We start from the raw sequence: 17,838 nt of genomic DNA on the forward strand, positions 1-17,838 counted from the left end.
GCGCGCCTTAGAGAATGAGGCGCGGGAGTTTAGCAGTTATGCAAACCCAGGTTGGGGGATTGCATACGGATCTGAAGCCGGACACCGACCTGTGGCGAGGGAGCTTGCTCCCGCTGGGCTGCGCAGCGGCCCTATCATTTTTGGGAGCGCTACGCACTCCAGCGGGAGCAAGCTCCCTCGCCACAGAGGCCCGGTGCTTCTAGGAAGCCAAGTTGTCTGGCTCAGCGGTTCAGGCGCTTGTCGATCAGCCCTTCCACCACGCTTGGATCGGCCAGGGTCGAGGTGTCGCCGAGGCTGTCGAGTTCGTTGCAGGCGATCTTGCGCAGGATGCGCCGCATGATTTTGCCCGAACGGGTCTTGGGCAGCGCGGGCGCCCACTGGATCAGTTCTGGCTTGGCGAAGCTGCCGATTTCCTTGCTGACGTGGGCCAGCAATTCCTTCTTCAGCTCGTCATTGGCCTCCACACCGTTCATCGGCGTGACAAAGGCATAGATGCCCTGGCCCTTGAGGTCGTGGGGATAGCCGACGACGGCCGCTTCGGCGATGCTGTCGTGCAGCACCAGGGCACTTTCCACCTCGGCGGTGCCGATGCGATGCCCGGAGACGTTGATTACGTCGTCAATGCGCCCGGTGATCCAGTAATCGCCGTCTTCGTCGCGGCGCGCCCCATCGCCGGTGAAGTAATAGCCGGGGTAAGGCTTGAAGTACGTGTCCACCATGCGCTGGTGGTCGCCATAGACACTGCGAATCTGCCCAGGCCAACTGGATTTGATCGCCAGTACACCGCTGCCGGCGCCGCTGATTTCCTTGCCCACCTCATCCAGCAAGACCGGTTGCACACCGAACATCGGCCGGGTGGCGCAGCCCGGTTTGAGCCGTGGGGCGCTGACCAGCGGGCTGAGCATGATGCCGCCGGTTTCGGTCTGCCACCAGGTATCGACAATCGGGCAGCGCTGTTCGCCTACCACGTTGAAGTACCATTCCCACGCCTCCGGGTTGATCGGCTCACCGACGCTGCCGAGCAATCGCAGGCTTTTGCGGTACGTTTCCTGCAACGGTCCGGCCCCTTCGCGCATCAACGCGCGCAGGGCGGTGGGTGCGGTGTAGAAGATATTGACCTGATGCTTGTCGATCACCTGCCAGAAGCGCGAACTGCTGGGGTGGCTCGGCACGCCCTCGAAGATCAGCGTGGTGGCGCCGTTGGCCAGCGGGCCGTAGACGATGTAGCTATGGCCGGTGACCCAACCGACGTCGGCGGTGCACCAGAACACTTCGTTGTCGCGGTAGTCCAGCACGTACTTGAACGTCATCGCCGCTTGCAGCAGGTAGCCGCCCGTGGTGTGCAGCACGCCCTTGGGTTTGCCGGTGCTGCCGGAGGTGTAGAGAATGAACAGCGGGTCTTCGGCGTCCATCGGTTCGGGTGGACAGTCGTCGCTCATGTCGTGCATTGCCTGGTGATACCAGAGGTCACGACCTTCAACCCAGCCCACCTCGCCCTGGGTGCGCTCGACCACCAGCACGGTGCTGACGTTCGGGCAGCTTTCCAGGGCCTTGTCGACGTTGCGCTTTAGCGGTATGAAGCGCCCGCCACGCACGCCTTCGTCAGCCGTGATCACGGTGCGGCAATCGGCATCGAGGATCCGGTCGCGCAGGGAGTCCGGCGAGAAACCGCCGAACACCACCGAATGCACCGCGCCGATGCGGGTGCAGGCGAGCATGGCGTAGGCGGCCTCGGGAATCATCGGCATGTAGATGCAGACCCGGTCGCCTTTCTTTACGCCGCGACTTTTCAGCACGTTGGCCAGGCGGCACACATGGTTGTGCAGTTTCTTGTAGGTGATTTGCGCCGATTCGGCGGGGTTGTCGCCTTCCCAGATGATCGCGATCTGGTCACCTCGTGTGTCCAGGTGACGGTCGATGCAATTGGCGCTGACGTTCAGCTTGCCGCCGGCGAACCAGGTCGCGTCGCCGTTCTTGAGGTCATAGCGCTGGACGGTTTGCCAAGGCGTCATCCAGTCGAGAAAGCGTGTGGCCTGCTCGGCCCAGAAGGCGCTGGGGTGTTCGATGGATTCTTTGTAGAGCCGCTTGTACTCGTCCTGACTCAGTTGCGCAGCCCGGCGGACGGCATCGGCTTGGGGGTACTGGCTGATATCGAACATGACGGTTCCTTATTCTTGTTTTGCGACAAGTCATAAAGATGCGCCCTGGGAATATCGAGTTCAAGTTGTACATGGAGTCATTGTGGGAGCGGGCTTGCTCGCGAAAGCGGTGTGTCAGATACATTAATGGCAACTGACACACCGTCTTCGCGAGCAAGCCCGCTCCCACAAGGGCAGTGCAACCCCAAGATCAGCCGCGGTGACGCCCGCGGAAGTAGTTGATCAAGCCTTGGGTCGAGGCATCTTCGGCCGGGTTTTCTTCGCTGCCCACCAGGCGGTTGTAGACGCCCTTGCCCAGTTCCTTGCCCAGCTCCACGCCCCATTGGTCGAAGGCGTTGATACCCCAGACCACGCTTTGCACGAACACTTTGTGTTCATACAGCGCCACCAGTGCGCCGAGGCGCCGTGGGCTGATGCGTTCGACCACCAGGGTGTTGCTCGGACGGTTGCCCGGGATCACCTTGTGGGGAGCCAGTTTCTGCACCTCTTCTTCGCTGGCGCCCTTGTCCCGCAGCTCGGCTTCGGCCTCGGCGCGGGTCTTGCCCAGCATCAGCGCCTGGCTCTGGGACAGGCAGTTGGCGTACAGCCACTGGTGATGGTCGGAAACCGGGTTGAAGCTGACGATCGGCACGATGAAGTCGGCCGGGATCAACTGGGTGCCCTGGTGCAGCAACTGGTGGTAGGCGTGCTGACCGTTGCAGCCGACGCCGCCCCAGATCACCGGGCCCGTGTCGGTCGACACCGGGGTACCGTCCTGGCGCACGCTCTTGCCGTTGGATTCCATGTCCAATTGCTGCAAATGCTTGGTGATGTTACGCAGGTAGTGGTCGTACGGCAGGATCGCATGGCTCTGCGCACCCCAGAAATTGCCGTACCACACCCCCAGCAGCGCCAGCAGCACCGGCATGTTCTGCTCGAACGGGGCGCTCTGGAAATGCTGGTCCATGGAATAGGCGCCGGAGAGCAATTCCTTGAAGTTCGACATGCCGATGGCCAGGGCGATCGGCAGGCCGATGGCCGACCACAGCGAGTAACGCCCGCCGACCCAGTCCCACATCGGGAAGATGTTCTCTTCACGGATGCCGAAGGCCACGGCGGCGGCGTTGTTGCTCGACACGGCGATGAAGTGGCGATACAGCTCTGCTTCGGAACCACCCTGGGCCAGGTACCAGGCGCGGGCGGCCTGGGCGTTCTTCAGGGTTTCGAGGGTGTTGAAGGATTTCGACGAGACGATGAACAGCGTGGTCTCGGCGCGCAGCTTCATGGTCAGTTCATGGAACTCGCTGCCGTCGATGTTCGCCAGGTAGTGACAGCGAACGCCTTTTTGCGCGTAGGACAACAGCGCTTCGGACACCAGTTCCGGGCCGAGGAAAGAACCACCGATGCCGATGTTCACCACGTCGGTGATGGGCTTTTCGGTGTAGCCGCGCCACAGGCCGTCGTGAATGCGGCCGACCAGGTCAGTGATCTGGTTCAGCACCTTGTGCACGTCCGGCATCACGTTGACGCCGTTGACCAGCAACTTGTCCCCTACCGGCCGACGCAGGGCGGTGTGCAGGGCCGGGCGGTTTTCCGAGGCGTTGACGATTTCGCCCTCGAACAGCGACTTGATCGCGCCCTTGAGGTCGACTTCGTTGGCCAGGCCCACCAGCAGGTCGCGGGTCTGGGCGTTGATCAGGTTTTTCGAGTAGTCGAGAAACAGGCCGCAGCTCGACAGGGTGAATTGAGTGAAACGCTGCGGATCGGCATTGAACGCTTCGCGCATGCTGAAATCCTGCATGGCTTTGCGGTGGTCATTCAGCGCTTGCCAGGCTGGCAGAGCGGTCACGTCATGAGGGGTTCGGTAATACGCCATCGCTGCGGGTTTCCTTTTTACTTGAACGACCTTTTGTACACTAAAAATTCCGGCGCGGCTCGAGGTGGGCATCCGGACACTGCATCGACATGATCGCCAGACGCAGGGCGACTACAGTAAACCTCGCGTTGCAATCTGTCTTGACTTTGTCTGACCGGTCCCCGGTACTTTTTTATACAACGAGGGCGGGAATGGTCCGACAGACGGGACGCAGATGACTCACTATGGGAGCGAGCTTGCTCGCGATGGCGGCAGGTCAGCCGATATCGATGTCGACTGATGCATCGCCATCGCGAGCAAGCTCGCTCCCACAGGGTTTTGTGATGCTCAGGCGGGGGTGTCGAGGTCCAGATGCAGGTTATCGATCAGGCGCGTGGTACCGAGGAAGGCGGCCACCAGAATCACCAAGTCGCGGTCCTCGCTCAACGCCGGGCGCAAGGTCTTGGCATCACGGATTTCCAGGTAATCGGGACGCAGGCCGGCAGCTTCCAGTTGCTTGAGCTGTTCGCCGATCAGAGCCGGGAAATCCCGCCGGCCCTGCTTGATGGCCTCGGCGATCTGGCTCAGGCCGTGATAGACCACGGGCGCGACGGCGCGTTGATCCGGGCTGAGGAAGCCATTGCGTGACGACAGCGCCAAGCCATCCTCGGCGCGGACGGTCGGCTCGCCGATGATCTGGATCGGCATGTTCAAGTCATGGACCAGGGCGCGGATCACCGCCAGTTGCTGGAAGTCTTTCTGGCCAAACACCGCGATGTCAGGCTGGACCATGTTGAACAGCTTGCTGACCACCGTCGCCACGCCCTCGAAATGCCCTGGACGACTGGCGCCGCACAAGCCTTCGGACAATTGCGGGACGCTGACCCGGGTCTGTCCGGCCATGCCGTCGGGGTACATTTCTTCGACGCTGGGGGCGAACAGCAGATGGCAGCCGGCCTGGAGCAGTTTTTCCTGGTCGGCTGCCAGGGTGCGGGGGTATTTGTCCAGGTCTTCGCCGGCGCCGAATTGCAGTGGATTGACGAAAATGCTCGCCACCACGAAGTCGGCCCGTTGTGTGGCCTTGGTGACCAGCGCCACATGACCGCTGTGCAGGTTGCCCATGGTCGGCACGAAGGCGATGCGTTTGCCTTCGCCGCGGGCACGGGCCACGGCGGCGCGCAGCTCGCGTACGGTTTTGACGGTGTTCATGCGGAAAATCCGTGTTCGGCGCCCGGGAACGTCGCGGCCTTGACTTCAGCGACGTAGGTACTCAAGGCGCCCTGGATGGAGGTTTGCCCGGCCATGAAGTTCTTCACGAACTTGGGCACGCGACCGGTGATCGACAGCCCGAGCATGTCGTGCAGCACCAGCACCTGGCCATCGGTGGCGTTGCCGGCGCCGATCCCGATCACCGGGATCTTCACCGCCTGGGTGATTTCTTCAGCCAGCTCGCTGGGTACGCATTCGAGCAGCAGCATCGCCGCGCCCGCCTGCTCCAGCGCAATCGCATCGGCGCGCATCTGCCGCGCCTGGTTCTCATTGCGGCCCTGGACCTTGTAGCCACCGAGGATATTCACCGCTTGGGGGGTCAGGCCCAGGTGCGCGCACACCGGAATGCCCCGCTCGGCCAGCAGCCGAATCGAATCGGCCAGCCACAATGCGCCTTCGACCTTGACCATGTGGGCACCGGCCTGCATCAGCATGGCGCTGTTGGCCATGGTTTGTTCGAGGGTGGCGTAGGCCATGAACGGCAGGTCGGCGAGGATCAGCGCATCGGTGTTACCGCGCTTGACGGCGGCCACATGGTAGGCCATCTCGGCGGTGGTGACCGGCAGCGTGCTGTCGTGACCTTGCAGCACCATGCCGAGGGAATCGCCCACCAGCAGCACTTCGACACCGGCCTCGTTGCAGGCATGGGCGAAGGTTGCGTCATAGCAGGTCAGCATGGTGATTTTTTCACCTTTTTGCTTGAGACCTTGCAGCGTGGTCAGGGTAATAGCTGGCATGAAAAAGTCCTCATTAGGCGCTCGTGAATGACTGCGAGTAACGCGCATGATTCGTTATCTATACAGGCGCACCTTCTATGCGTGGTGCTTGTAAGGCCTGGATTGCGCCCTTTAGCGCCGCGTTGGCGGCAGCGGGACGCCTATAGTCGTGAGGAGCAATCGGGAAGTCAATTGGATGTGTTACCGCCGGGTGTTACCGAGGTGACTGATGCGTTTCAGCTTGGGGGAGCGCCCCGGAAGTGACTGTCCGGTCCCGGAACCTGTGGGAGCGAGCTTGCTCGCGATGGCGGTGTGTCAGTCACCCTGGATGCTGGATGTGCCGACGCTATCGCGAGCAAGCTCGCTCCCACAGGGATGGTTTTCGTCAGTGGGCGGGCAGGCGTTCCAGGCCGACGAATGGGCACGCGGCAAGCAGGTCCTTGAGCAAGCGTCCATCGGCCAGGCGCAGGTCGGCGGGGGCCAGTTCGGCCAGTGGGTACAGGACAAAGGCCCGGGCTTGCATATGGTAGTGGGGGACCTTGAGGCGGGGCTCGTCGATCAGGCGATCGCCGAACAGCAGGATGTCCAGGTCCAGGGTGCGCGGCCCCCAGCGTTCGAGGCGTTCGCGACCCTGTCCGGTTTCGATGGCTTGCAGCGCATCGAGCAGGTCCAGCGGTGCTAGGTGGCTGTCCAGCGCCGCCACCGCATTGGTGTAGCGCGGCTGGCCGGGTAGCAGGGAATCGCTTTGGTAAAACGCCGAGACTCCCACCAGTTGGGTATTGGGCAATTGCGCCAGCGCCTGGACGGCACTGCGCAATTGTTCGGCGGGTTCGGCCAGGTTGCTGCCCATGCCGACGTAGATGCGCTCCATCGATTACTCGCCCGATGCGCTCGGTACACCGGCACGCTTGCGCTTGGCACCGCTGCTGCGGCGACGCTTGCGTGGGCCGCTGGCGCCGTCGTCCTTGCCGCTGAGCTCACGAATCATATCGCGGCGCTCGCTGTCGTTGGCGTCCTGGTAATCGGTCCACCATTCGCCCAGGCCATCGGTCTGCTCGCCCGCGCTTTCACGCAGCAGCAGGAAGTCGTAGCCGGCGCGGAAACGCGGGTTGTCCAGCAGCAGGTCGGCACGTTTGCCGCTGCGCCGTGGCAGGCGCTCCTGCATGTCCCAGATCTCGCGGATCGGCATCGTGAAGCGTTTTGGAATGGCGATGCGCTGGCACTGTTCGGCGATCAGCTCGTGGGCGGCTTCCTGCATCGCCGGGATCGGCGGCATGCCACGGTCTTGCAGGCGCAGCACCCGGGCCGGCAGGGCAGGCCAGAGCAAGGCGGCGAACAGGAACGCCGGCGTCACCGGCTTGTTCTGCTTGATGCGCAGGTCGGTGTTGATCAGTGCTTCGCTGATCAAGGTGTGGGTGTAGGTCGGGTTGTGCTCCAGGGCCTCGGCGCTGGCGGGGAACAGCGGATCGAACAGCTGCAGGTCCACCAGCATCTCGAAGGTGTCTGCCGCGTTGCCTGACAGGAACAGTTTGAGCACTTCCTCGAACAGGCGCGCCGAGGGAATTTCCCGCAGCATGGGCGCCAGTTCGCGAATCGGCACGGCGCTGTGTTTTTCGATGCCGAAATCCAGCTTGGCGGCGAAACGCACGGCTCGCAGCATCCGCACCGGGTCTTCCTGGTAGCGCTGCTTCGGGTCGCCGATCAGGCGGATCAGACGATTGCGAATGTCGTGTACGCCGTTGGCGTAATCGAGGATGCGTTCGCTGACCGGATCGTAATACAGGGCGTTGATGGTGAAGTCGCGGCGTTGCGCGTCTTCTTCCAGCGTGCCGTAGACGTTATCGCGCAGGATGCGTCCGCTCTCGTTGCGGGAAGACTGGTTGCTGTCTTCCTCTTCATCGTTTTGCGGATGATTGGCGCGGAAGGTCGCCACTTCGATGATCTCGCGGCCGAAGTGGATATGAACCAGCTTGAAGCGCCGGCCAATGATCCGCGCATTGCGAAACTCTGCCCGTATCTGTTCCGGCGTGGCGCTGGTGGCGACGTCGAAATCCTTGGGGGTGATGTTGAGCAGCATGTCGCGCACGCAGCCACCGACCAGGTAAGCCTGGTAGCCGGCGTTCTGCAAACGTTCGACGATGTTCACCGCATAACGGCTGAACTGGGCCTTTTGCAGCGAATGCTGGCCGCTGTTGAGCACTTCAGGCGTGCTGCGAATGTGTTGCGTACGACGCAAGGGAGAACGGAATGACTGGAACAGCTTCTTCAGCATGGGATGCACTGTTTGAAGGAATATTCGGCCAAAAACGAAGAATGACCGCATGATGGGCGGGGATTCTAGCATTTAGTCGAGGGATGGTGTAGGACGCAGGCGTTTGAGCTGCAAGCTTCAGGCGACAGGCTTGTAGGCTGCGGGGGAGGCGGAACGACAGAAACCACAAGGGGAGCCGAAGCTCCCCCAGAATTAGTTGCGTGCTCTGTTTTTATTATTGGTTTCGGGCTTCTTGTTTTTGTTGAGTGCCCGCGCCACGAGGTTTTCCCTTCGTGACCCTCCCAATCGGGAGCCAAGAGCAAACGGATTGCTTTGGTCGCTGTGTTGCAGTGATCAATCGATCCAACCAGTTCAGGCACCTGTCTTGAGACAGTTTTTATTGTTCTCGGCCTGGTTGTGGGGCAAGCCCCAAATACAACGCCTCTCCAAAAGAATCAGTTAGCTGCGCCTCTCGCCGTCTTGTTTTTATTGTGCGTGAGTCGATTCGTCTTGTTTTTATTGTCTTTTGCATTGCTTGTTATTGTTCTTGTACCAAAGCTATAGCAGGGTGCGTGCCAACTTTTGCGAAACCCAGAGAAACCGGGGGTTTCATGGCTGTAGCCATTTTTCCGAGGCGAAAAAAAGCCGGGGTTTCGTTACCGTAAACCCCGGCTTCTGTTACGTGAAAAAGACTGGGGTAACAGTTTTTTCACATCCCCTGTGGGAGCGAGCTTGCTCGCGATGGGGCATCAGCTTGCCTATAGCGCGACTGACACACCGCATTCGCGAGCAAGCCCGCTCCCACACAGTCAGCTTTCGCTGGTCGCCCCGGTCTTGCGCCGTGGAATGCCCAGGCGCTGGCGCCGTTCCCACAGGCATTTGCGGCTGACGCCCAGCTTGCGTGCCAGCTCGGTCTCGGTCATGTGGTCCTGGTGCTCGAGGACGAAATGCTGGAAGTAGTCCTCCAGGGACAGGTCTTCGGTGGGTTCGTGGCTGGTGTTGTTGGCAGCGCCGCCTTGTTGTGGGGCCAGGCCGATGAATTCTTCGTCGTCCAGGTCGCTCAGTTCGATGTCGATGCCCAGCAGGTCGGCGGAGATTTCCGGGCTCTCGCACAGGATCACTGCCCGCTCGACCGCGTTTTCCAGCTCCCGAACGTTACCCGGCCAGGCGTAATGACGAATGGCCTGTTCGGCGTCCGGGGCGAACTTGAGGTCGGTGCGGTTGACCCGCGCGCTCTGGCGGGCCAGAAACGCCTGGGCGATTTCATTGACGTCCGCGCCACGCTCGCGCAGGGCAGGGAGCTTCAAGGCGATCACGTGCAAGCGGTAATACAAGTCTTCGCGAAACTGGCCGATTTTCGCCAGGCTCTTGAGATCACGGTGGGTGGCCGCGATCAGGCGGACATCGACCTTCTGCGACTGCACCGAGCCGACCCGGCGGATTTCGCCCTCCTGGAGCACCCGCAGCAACCGCGCCTGGGCCTCCAGTGGCAGCTCGCCGATTTCATCGAGGAACAACGTGCCGCCGTCCGCCGCTTCCACCAGCCCGGCACGCCCGGCGCTGGCGCCAGTGAACGCCCCTTTCTCGTGACCGAACAGTTCGGACTCGATCAGGCTCTCCGGAATGGCCGCGCAGTTCACCGAGATCATCGGTGCCTTGGCCCGGCGCGACAGGTTGTGCAGGGCACGGGCCACCAGCTCCTTGCCGGTGCCGGACTCGCCCTGGACCAGGACATTGGAGTCGGTCGGCGCCACTTTGCGGATCTTGCTGTACAGGTCCTGCATGGGCGGGCAGGAGCCGATGATGCCGATTTCGCCATTACTGTTGCTGGCCCCGACTTTCACCGAGGCGCTGGCCTTGCCGACGGGTTCCGCCGGGTTGCTGGTCGCCGCCTGCCGGTCACGCAGGATGCGGGCCACGGCCTGGAGCATTTCGTCGTGGTCGAACGGTTTGGCGATGTAGTCCACCGCGCCCATTTTCATGGAGTCGACCGCCGAGCGCAGGCTTGCGTAGCTGGTCATGATCAGCACCGGCGTGCCCTGGCCGAGCTTGATCAGCTCGGTACCCGGGGCGCCAGGCAGGCGCAGGTCGCTGACAATCAGGTCAAACGTGGGAATGCTGAAACGCTCTTGTGCTTCCTGCACTGAACCGGCTTCGCTGACCTGGTACTGGTTGCGTTCCAGCAGGCGGCGCAAGGCGGAGCGGATAATTGTTTCGTCTTCGACGATCAAAATGTGCGGCATTGATTCGATTCTCTCGACGGTCTCAGTTCACAGCGGACGTCGCTTCGACATGACGCGGCAAGGTCACCCGGATACGGGTGCCGCGTTGGCTCTGAACATCGGCCGGGCTGTCGATGGTGATTTGTCCATAATGCTCTTCAACGATGGAATAGACCAGTGCGAGGCCCAGACCGGTGCCTTCGCCAGGATCCTTGGTGGTGAAGAAGGGTTCGAACAATCGGTCCATGATGTTCTGTGGAATACCGCTGCCTTCGTCTTCGACGATCAGGTCGACCGTGTGTTCGAACGCTTCGCTCTTGACCCGCACCGCGCTGCCGGCCGGTGAGGCGTCCCGCGCGTTGGAGAGCAGGTTGATCAACACCTGGGCGAGCCGCTGGGGGTCGCCATCGACCCAATGGTCCGGGTCGCACAGGTTGAAGAATTGCACTTCGAAATTGCGCCGGTTGAGGGCCAGCAGACCAATGGCATCCTGGGCCACTTCGGCCAGGCAGACGGGCTCGTCATTGTGCTGGTGACCGCCGGCATGGGCGAAGCTCATCAGCGACTGGACGATGCGCGACACGCGCTTGGTCTGTTCGAGGATCTGGCCGCTGATTTCCGTCAGTTCGCCGTCGTCCTCGCGCTCTTCGCGCAGGTTCTGCGCCAGGCAGGCGATGCCGGTGATCGGGTTGCCGATTTCGTGGGCCACCCCGGCGGCCAGCCGGCCGATGCTTGCCAGGCGTTCGGAGTGGACCAGCTTGTCTTCGAGCATCTGGGTGTCGGTCAGGTCTTCCACCAGCAGCACCAGGCCGCTGTTGCCCGGTGCCAACGGCTCGTCGATCGCCGCCTTGTGCAGGTTCAGCCAGCGGGTCTGGCCGTCGAGGGCCAGGTGCTGTTTGTGCAGGTGCTCGTCAGGCAGGTCGATGAAGCCTTGCAGCAAGCCTTTCCATGGCTCGCCCAGGGTGCTCAGGCGTGAGCCGACCACGCGCTGGGCGGCGATCCCGGTCAGTTCTTCCATGGCCTTGTTCCACATCAGGATTTCCTGGTCCTTGGCCAGGGAACACACGCCCATCGGCAGTTCCTGCAGGGTCTGGCGGTGGTAACGGCGCAAGGCGTCCAGTTCGGCGGCCAGGCCGGTGAGGCGCGAGTGGTAATCCTCGAGGCGGCTTTCGATGAAGTGGATGTCTTCGGTGACATAGTTCTCGCCGCCGGCCTTGTAGGGCAGGAACGTCTCGACCATGTCCTGGGCCACGCTGGGGCCCATCAGACCGGACAGGTTGGCCTCGATCCGGTCCCGCAGGCGACGCAAGGCATACGGGCGGCGTTCATCGAAGGGCAGGTAAAGGTCGCGCAGGGCCTGTTCGACTTCCTTTTGCGCGGCTTTGGCGCCCAGGGGCTTGGCCAGTTGCGTGGCGAACTCCTGGGGCGAGGCGGCGTGCAGCTCGCGGCGCTGCGGACGACGAACATTGTCTACCGCACAGGCTTCGGCGGCGCTGGCCTCTTCGCTGCTGGCGTTGGTGAACAGTGAGATCAGGGTGAACATCAGCACGTTCGCTGCCAGGGAAGCGATGGCCGCCATATGCCAACTGGTGTCGTCGAGCACGTAGATCATGTTCAGCAGCGGAATATAGAAACCCTGCAAGTTACCCATCAGCGGCAGCAGCATTGCCACCAGCCATACCAGGATCCCCGCCAGCAGGCCGGCGATGAAGCCGCGGCGGTTGGCGGTCGGCCAATACAGCACCGACAACACGCCGGGCAGGAATTGCAAGGTGGCGACGAAGGCGACGATGCCCAGGTTGGCCAGGTCCTGCCCGTCGCCCAGCATCAGGTAGAAACCGTAGCCGGCCATGATGATCGCGACGATCAGCGCCCGTCGGGTCCATTTCAGCCAGCGGTAGATGTTGCCTTCGGCCGGTGGCTGGTAGAGCGGCAGCACCAGGTGGTTGAGGGCCATCCCCGACAAGGCCAGCGTGGTGACGATGATCAGGCCGCTGGCCGCCGACAGGCCGCCGACGTAGGCCAGCAAGGCCAGGGCCTTGCTGTTGGCGGCGATGCCGATGCCCAGGGTGAAATATTCCGGGTTGGTGCTGGCGCCCAGCTTCAAGCCGGCCCAGAGGATCAGCGGCACCGCCAGGCTCATCAGCAGCAGGAACAGCGGCAGGCCCCAACTGGCGCTCACCAGCGAGCGCGGGTTGAGGTTTTCGGTAAAGGTCATGTGGTACATGTGCGGCATCACGATGGCCGAGGCGAAGAACACCAGCAACAGCGTGCGCCACGGGCCTTCCTGCAAGGGCGTGTGCAAGGCGGCGAGGGCGGTCTGGTTCTGCAGCAGCCACACTTCCAGCTGTTGCGGGCCGTCGAACACGCCGTACAGGGCATAGAGACCGACGCCGCCGATGGCAATCAACTTGATCACCGACTCGAAGGCGATCGCGAACACCAGGCCTTCGTGTTTCTCCCGCGTGGCGATGTGCCGGGAACCGAAGAAAATCGTGAACAGGATGATCAGCACACAGAAACTCAACGCCACTCGGTGCTGCACCGGCTCGCGGGTCAGGATGCTGATGGAGTCGGCCACGGCCTGTATTTGCAGGGCCAGTAACGGTAACACCCCGACCAGCATGAAGATCGTGGTCAGGGCCCCGGCCCAGGTGCTGCGAAAGCGAAAGGCGAACAGGTCGGCCAGGGAGGACAGTTGGTAGGTGCGGGTGATTTTCAGGATCGGGTAGAGCAACACCGGCGCCAGCAGGAACGCGCCCGATACGCCGAGGTAACTGGAGAGGAAACCATAGCCGTACTGATAGGCCAGCCCGACCGTGCCATAGAACGCCCACGCGCTGGCATAGACACCCAGCGACAGGGTGTAGGTCAGCGGGTGGCGGATGATCGCCCGGGGAATCATGCCCCGTTCGCTGATCCAGGCCACGCCGAACAGCACCGCCAGGTAGGCGGCGCTGATCAGGATCATCTGGGTCAGGCTAAAGCTCATCGGCATCTTTTTGGCTCTGCAGGATGAAGGTCACGACAATCAGGATCAGCCAGAGCAGATACGGCCGATACCAGGCGCCCGTGGCATCGATCCACCAATCCATGATGGCCGGGGAGAACAAGTAAATCCCCACTACCAGGAGCAGGACCAAGCGATAGATATACATCCCGGCCTCTCTAATTTATGCGCGTGCCCGAAAACGTGCGGCGATGGTAACGGATGGGGGCCAAGCTGCAAGGCCCGTCAACGTATTTGCGCTTCGGGCAGGCTCAGTGTGCGCGGGATCTTGCCCGCGTCCCAGTGGCGAATGCCCCAGGCCAGCAGTTCCCGTGGGCTGGCGTCGTCCAGTTCGAGGCCCGGTTGCTGGCCCAGCGCGCGCAACGCCCGTAGCAGCAGCGGCGTGGCCTGGTCGGCCGCCAGTGGCGGTGAACGGTAGGATTTGCCGAGCTTGTGCCCGTCGGGCTGGGTGATCAACGGCACGTGCAGGTAACGCGGTTGTGGCAACCCGAGCAGTTCTTGCAGGTAGAGCTGGCGCGGCGTGGAGTCCAGCAGGTCGGCGCCGCGCACGATATCGGTCACCCCTTGCCAGGCATCGTCCAGGACCACGGCCAATTGATAGGCATAGAGTCCGTCGCGGCGGCGGATCACGAAATCACCGACTTCACGGCCCAGGTGCTGGCGGAATTCGCCTTGGACCCGGTCGGTGAAGTGGTATTCGAGCTCGGGGACGCGCAGGCGGATGGCAGCGTCCTCGGTGCCGTGCCCGGCATTGCGGCACAGGCCCGGATAAATGCCCCGGTACGCCTCCAGTTGCTTGCGCGAACAGGTGCAGGCATAGGCCAGGCCCTGGCTGAACAGCCGGTTGATGACTGGGTCATAGGCGTCATGGCGCTCGCTCTGGCGAACCATTTCGCCGTCCCATTCAAACCCGTAGCTTTCCAGCGCCTTGAGAATCGCCGCTTGCGCGCCCGGTTCTTCCCGGGGCGGGTCGAGGTCTTCCATGCGCAGCAACCAGCGCCCGTCCACGGCCCGGGCATCCAGGTACGATGCCAGTGCGGCGACCAGCGAACCGAAATGCAGGTGGCCGCTGGGGGTGGGGGCGAAGCGTCCGATGTAGGCAGTCATAGGGCGAATGTTACTGGGTCCGGGCGGTGGGCATACAATCTCGACAACAAAGCATATCCCTTTGTGGGAGCGAGCTTGCTCGCGATAGCGACCTGTCAGCCACATCACCGTTGGCTGAACCACTGCTATCGCGAGCAAGCTCGCTCCCACAGGGGGCATCGAAGCTTGGAGAAAATATCGGAAACAAAAAACGGAGCGTATGAACGCTCCGTTTCGATAACAGCCCCGGCGATTACTTGCCGACCTGTTTTTCCTTGATTTCCGCCAGGGTCTTGCAGTCGATGCACAGGTCGGCGGTCGGACGGGCTTCAAGGCGACGAATGCCGATCTCGATGCCGCAGGACTCGCACCAACCGTATTCTTCGTCCTCGATCAGTTGCAGGGTCTTGTCGATTTTCTTGATGAGCTTGCGCTCACGGTCACGGGCGCGCAGTTCGAGGCTGAACTCTTCTTCCTGACTGGCACGGTCGGCCGGGTCGGGGAAGTTGGCCGCTTCGTCTTTCATGTGATCCACGGTGCGATCGACTTCCTGCATCAAGTCCTGTTTCCACTTGTTCAGGATCTTGGTGAAGTGCGCGCGCATGGGGGCGCCCATATACTCTTCGCCAGCTTGCGGGACGTAAGGCTCAAACCCGCTGAGCGACTGATTTTGATTCTGCTTTGCTTGGGTGGGCATGAATGGACCGCCTCTACTCTTGTAATCCACTACGCAGGATTGCTCCATCACCGACACCTGCCGGCCCTGCGGCTGCAAGCGGGCGAACTTACCAGATCAAATCGGGCCGCGCTACTCCCGGTTGTCGAGCCTGCGGCGGCCGGGGTCTGTAAAACGTGGCCGGGTTCGCTTCGGTGGGGATCTAAACCTGCTCAATGCTTGATTCTAGTCAAGCCTGGGCCAATCGCGGGAGTCATTTCCTGCAATTCGAGGGCTCAGACCGCTTTGGCCTCGCGCGCGTTCCCGCAGTTGTTGCCGAGTTGGGTAGAATCGGTTCTTTTTCCCCTGAAGGAAGGCCAATGGCTCAGCCCTACAGTGCGCGCAGCCGCGCCATCGAACCTTTCCATGTGATGGCGCTGTTGGCGCGCGCCAACGAACTGCAAGCCGCCGGGCATGACGTCATCCACCTGGAGATTGGCGAGCCGGACTTCACCACCGCCGAACCGATCATCCGGGCCGGCCAGGCCGCGCTGACGGCGGGCAAGACCCGCTACACCGCGGCCCGTGGCATTCCCGAGCTGCGCGAAGCCATCTCGGGTTTCTATGGCCAGCGCTACGGGGTGGAGATCGATCCTCGACGCATCATGATCACGCCGGGCGGCTCCGGCGCGTTGCTGCTGACCAGCGCCTTGCTGGTGGACCCGGGCAAGCATTGGCTGCTGGCCGACCCCGGCTATCCGTGCAACCGTCATTTCCTGCGCCTGGTGGAAGGCGCGGCGCAATTGGTGCCTGTGGGGCCGGATGTGCGCTACCAATTGACGCCGGACCTGGTGAACCGTCATTGGGACCAGGACAGCGTCGGTGCGTTGGTGGCCTCGCCAGCGAACCCGACCGGGACGATTCTCACCCGGGACGAACTGGCAGGGTTGTCCAAGGCCATCAAGGGTCACAATGGCCATCTGGTGGTGGACGAGATCTATCACGGCCTGACCTATGGCACCGACGCCGCCAGTGTGCTGGAAGTCGACGACGACGCCTTTGTCCTCAATAGTTTTTCCAAATATTTCGGCATGACCGGCTGGCGGCTGGGCTGGTTGGTGGCCCCTTCGGCGGCCATCGGCGAGCTGGAAAAACTTGCGCAGAACCTCTACATCAGTGCGCCGAGCATGGCCCAGTACGCCGCCCTGGCCTGTTTCGAGCCCGCCACCATCGAAATCTTCGAACAGCGGCGGGCCGAGTTCGCGCTGCGCCGCGACTTTTTGCTGCCGGCCTTGCGGGAGTTGGGCTTCGGTATCGCGGTGGAGCCCCAAGGGGCGTTTTACCTCTATGCCGATATCAGCACCTTCGGCGGCGATGCCTTTGCGTTCTGCCAGCATTTCCTGGAAACCGAACACGTGGCCTTCACCCCGGGGCTGGATTTCGGCCGTCATCAGGCCAGCCACCATGTGCGGTTCGCCTACACACAGAGCTTGCCGCGGCTACAGGAAGCGGTGGCGCGAATCGAACGTGGACTGCGGAGCTGGCAAGGCTGATGCGTTTTTCCCCTGCGTTGGAAGAAGGTCGTCTGATTCGACGTTACAAGCGTTTTCTCGCTGATATCGAGACCGTTCACGGCGAACTCCTCACTATTCACTGCCCCAACACCGGCTCGATGCTCAACTGCATGGCTGAAGGCGCGCGCGTCTGGTTCAGTCGCTCCAGCGACCCCAAGCGCAAGTTGCCCGGTACCTGGGAAATCGGCGAAACCCCTCAAGGGCGGCTGGCCTGCATCAATACCGCACGGGCCAACGCCTTGGTCGAAGAAGCCTTGCGCGCCGGGGTCATCAGTGAACTGAACGGGTTCACCGGGCTCAAGCGTGAAGTGGCTTATGGGGTGGAAAACAGCCGCATCGATTTTCGCCTGGACTACGCTCAAGGCTCGGCCTGGGTCGAAGTCAAAAGTGTCACGTTGGGTTTCGATGGCACCCAGGTGGCGGCATTTCCCGATGCGGTCACGCTGCGCGGAGCCAAGCACCTGAGGGAGCTCGCCTGCCTGGCCCGGGAAGGTGTCCGAGCGGTGCAGCTGTATTGCGTGAACCTGAGTGGCATCGAGGCCGTGCGCCCGGCCCACGAGATCGACCCGGTATACGCCGCAGCCCTGCATGATGCGGTGGCGGCGGGGGTGGAAGTGTTGGCCTACGGAGTTACGTTGACGCCCGAGCAGATGCGGGTGGACCGTGCGTTGCCAGTGTTGCTCACGACACTAGAGTTCGACCCAGACGCCTTGCTCGTCCTCCCGGCTGTCTAGCGCGGGCAGGAACTGACCGGCGCAAGGGCCGGCCACGCATTCACCGCTCTCGATCAGGAACAGCGCGCCGTGAGTGGCGCACTGGATCAGGCTGGCGCTGGGGTCGAGGAACTGGTCGGGTTGCCACTCCAGTGGCACGCCCCGGTGCGGGCAGCGGTTGAGATAGGCATACACCTGGCCGGCGCGTCGCACGGCCAGCACCTTGCGCCCATCGAGGTCGAAACCGCGACTGCCGTTGTCGGGCAGTTCGGCGGCGGTACAAAGAAACTTCATGTGTGTCTCTATATATCTGTCGGAGTGAGCCTCTGTGGGAGCGAGCTTGCTCGCG

14 protein-coding genes are annotated in these 17,838 nt (G+C 62.3%); 2 read left to right on the forward strand and 12 right to left on the reverse strand.

Features of this window, described 5'->3' with window-relative positions; translation table 11 throughout:
- Nucleotides 1-221 precede the first annotated feature (221 nt).
- The 11 genes from acs to dksA all read right to left on the reverse strand — a co-directional run bounded on the left by acs (nucleotide 222) and on the right by dksA (nucleotide 15,244).
- Nucleotides 222-2,159 (reverse strand): acetate--CoA ligase, encoded by a 1,938-nt coding sequence (gene acs / locus BLO80_RS27835; RefSeq protein WP_092333736.1) that lies wholly within the window; start codon nucleotides 2,157-2,159, stop codon nucleotides 222-224.
- Between the two features lie 190 nt (nucleotides 2,160-2,349).
- Nucleotides 2,350-4,014, reverse strand: a complete 1,665-nt coding sequence (gene pgi, locus BLO80_RS27840) for a glucose-6-phosphate isomerase (protein ID WP_092333734.1) — start codon at nucleotides 4,012-4,014, stop codon at nucleotides 2,350-2,352.
- Between the two features lie 327 nt (nucleotides 4,015-4,341).
- Nucleotides 4,342-5,202: a pantoate--beta-alanine ligase gene (panC, locus tag BLO80_RS27845; protein WP_092333732.1), complete on the reverse strand. Its 861-nt coding sequence runs from the start codon at nucleotides 5,200-5,202 to the stop codon at nucleotides 4,342-4,344.
- Nucleotides 5,199-5,999: a 3-methyl-2-oxobutanoate hydroxymethyltransferase gene (panB, locus tag BLO80_RS27850; protein ID WP_092333730.1), complete on the reverse strand. Its 801-nt coding sequence runs from the start codon at nucleotides 5,997-5,999 to the stop codon at nucleotides 5,199-5,201. The genes panC and panB overlap by 4 nt, the downstream gene beginning before the upstream one ends.
- A gap of 364 nt (nucleotides 6,000-6,363) precedes the next feature.
- Entirely contained in the window at nucleotides 6,364-6,849 is a 486-nt protein-coding gene (gene folK, locus BLO80_RS27855; RefSeq protein WP_092333728.1) for a 2-amino-4-hydroxy-6-hydroxymethyldihydropteridine diphosphokinase, read from the reverse strand.
- Nucleotides 6,850-6,852: 3 nt separating this feature from the next.
- Entirely contained in the window at nucleotides 6,853-8,250 is a 1,398-nt protein-coding gene (locus BLO80_RS27860) for a polynucleotide adenylyltransferase PcnB (protein WP_170842351.1), read from the reverse strand.
- A gap of 788 nt (nucleotides 8,251-9,038) precedes the next feature.
- On the reverse strand, nucleotides 9,039-10,472 hold the full coding sequence (locus BLO80_RS27865) for a sigma-54-dependent transcriptional regulator (RefSeq protein ID WP_092333726.1): 1,434 nt from the start codon (nucleotides 10,470-10,472) through the stop codon (nucleotides 9,039-9,041).
- Nucleotides 10,473-10,494: 22 nt separating this feature from the next.
- A complete protein-coding gene (locus tag BLO80_RS27870) occupies nucleotides 10,495-13,449 on the reverse strand; it encodes a sensor histidine kinase (protein WP_162491245.1) in 2,955 nt (984 codons plus the stop codon).
- Nucleotides 13,433-13,609 carry a hypothetical protein gene (locus BLO80_RS27875; protein WP_003176118.1) on the reverse strand — a complete coding sequence of 59 codons (177 nt, stop codon included), beginning with the start codon at nucleotides 13,607-13,609 and terminating at the stop codon, nucleotides 13,433-13,435. Before BLO80_RS27875 ends, BLO80_RS27870 begins: the two co-directional genes overlap by 17 nt.
- Before the next feature lie 77 nt (nucleotides 13,610-13,686).
- On the reverse strand, nucleotides 13,687-14,568 hold the full coding sequence (gluQRS, locus tag BLO80_RS27880) for a tRNA glutamyl-Q(34) synthetase GluQRS (protein WP_092333724.1): 882 nt from the start codon (nucleotides 14,566-14,568) through the stop codon (nucleotides 13,687-13,689).
- Between the two features lie 232 nt (nucleotides 14,569-14,800).
- A complete protein-coding gene (gene dksA, locus BLO80_RS27885; protein WP_003205639.1) occupies nucleotides 14,801-15,244 on the reverse strand; it encodes an RNA polymerase-binding protein DksA in 444 nt (147 codons plus the stop codon).
- A gap of 338 nt (nucleotides 15,245-15,582) precedes the next feature.
- Here dksA and BLO80_RS27890 point away from each other — a divergent pair, with 338 nt between their 5' ends.
- Both BLO80_RS27890 and sfsA read left to right on the forward strand, forming a co-directional pair.
- Nucleotides 15,583-16,755, forward strand: a complete 1,173-nt coding sequence (locus BLO80_RS27890; RefSeq protein WP_092333722.1) for a pyridoxal phosphate-dependent aminotransferase — start codon at nucleotides 15,583-15,585, stop codon at nucleotides 16,753-16,755.
- On the forward strand, nucleotides 16,755-17,510 hold the full coding sequence (sfsA, locus tag BLO80_RS27895; RefSeq protein WP_092333720.1) for a DNA/RNA nuclease SfsA: 756 nt from the start codon (nucleotides 16,755-16,757) through the stop codon (nucleotides 17,508-17,510). Before BLO80_RS27890 ends, sfsA begins: the two co-directional genes overlap by 1 nt.
- On the opposite strand, the gene BLO80_RS27900 is transcribed toward sfsA, so the two are convergent.
- Complete coding sequence (locus tag BLO80_RS27900; protein WP_092333718.1) at nucleotides 17,466-17,783, reverse strand: Rieske (2Fe-2S) protein; 318 nt, start codon at nucleotides 17,781-17,783, stop codon at nucleotides 17,466-17,468. The two genes, sfsA and BLO80_RS27900, sit on opposite strands and share 45 nt — an antisense overlap.
- Between the last annotated feature and the right edge of the window lie 55 nt (nucleotides 17,784-17,838).

Origin of the sequence: Pseudomonas sp. NFACC56-3, from assembly GCF_900100025.1 — a bacterium.
GTDB lineage: Bacteria > Pseudomonadota > Gammaproteobacteria > Pseudomonadales > Pseudomonadaceae > Aquipseudomonas > Aquipseudomonas fluorescens_AA.

What these genes read in the sequence shown, in the direction of transcription:
- acs (WP_092333736.1), bottom strand. Translation starts at nt 2,159, where the DNA reads ATGTTCGATATCAGCCAGTACCCCCAAGCCGATGCCGTCCGCCGGGCT.
- pgi (WP_092333734.1), bottom strand. Translation starts at nt 4,014, where the DNA reads ATGGCGTATTACCGAACCCCTCATGACGTGACCGCTCTGCCAGCCTGG.
- panC (WP_092333732.1), bottom strand. Translation starts at nt 5,202, where the DNA reads ATGAACACCGTCAAAACCGTACGCGAGCTGCGCGCCGCCGTGGCCCGT.
- panB (WP_092333730.1), bottom strand. Translation starts at nt 5,999, where the DNA reads ATGCCAGCTATTACCCTGACCACGCTGCAAGGTCTCAAGCAAAAAGGT.
- folK (WP_092333728.1), bottom strand. Translation starts at nt 6,849, where the DNA reads ATGGAGCGCATCTACGTCGGCATGGGCAGCAACCTGGCCGAACCCGCC.
- BLO80_RS27860 (WP_170842351.1), bottom strand. Translation starts at nt 8,250, where the DNA reads ATGCTGAAGAAGCTGTTCCAGTCATTCCGTTCTCCCTTGCGTCGTACG.
- BLO80_RS27865 (WP_092333726.1), bottom strand. Translation starts at nt 10,472, where the DNA reads ATGCCGCACATTTTGATCGTCGAAGACGAAACAATTATCCGCTCCGCC.
- BLO80_RS27870 (WP_162491245.1), bottom strand. Translation starts at nt 13,449, where the DNA reads ATGCCGATGAGCTTTAGCCTGACCCAGATGATCCTGATCAGCGCCGCC.
- BLO80_RS27875 (WP_003176118.1), bottom strand. Translation starts at nt 13,609, where the DNA reads ATGTATATCTATCGCTTGGTCCTGCTCCTGGTAGTGGGGATTTACTTG.
- gluQRS (WP_092333724.1), bottom strand. Translation starts at nt 14,568, where the DNA reads ATGACTGCCTACATCGGACGCTTCGCCCCCACCCCCAGCGGCCACCTG.
- dksA (WP_003205639.1), bottom strand. Translation starts at nt 15,244, where the DNA reads ATGCCCACCCAAGCAAAGCAGAATCAAAATCAGTCGCTCAGCGGGTTT.
- BLO80_RS27890 (WP_092333722.1), top strand. Translation starts at nt 15,583, where the DNA reads ATGGCTCAGCCCTACAGTGCGCGCAGCCGCGCCATCGAACCTTTCCAT.
- sfsA (WP_092333720.1), top strand. Translation starts at nt 16,755, where the DNA reads ATGCGTTTTTCCCCTGCGTTGGAAGAAGGTCGTCTGATTCGACGTTAC.
- BLO80_RS27900 (WP_092333718.1), bottom strand. Translation starts at nt 17,783, where the DNA reads ATGAAGTTTCTTTGTACCGCCGCCGAACTGCCCGACAACGGCAGTCGC.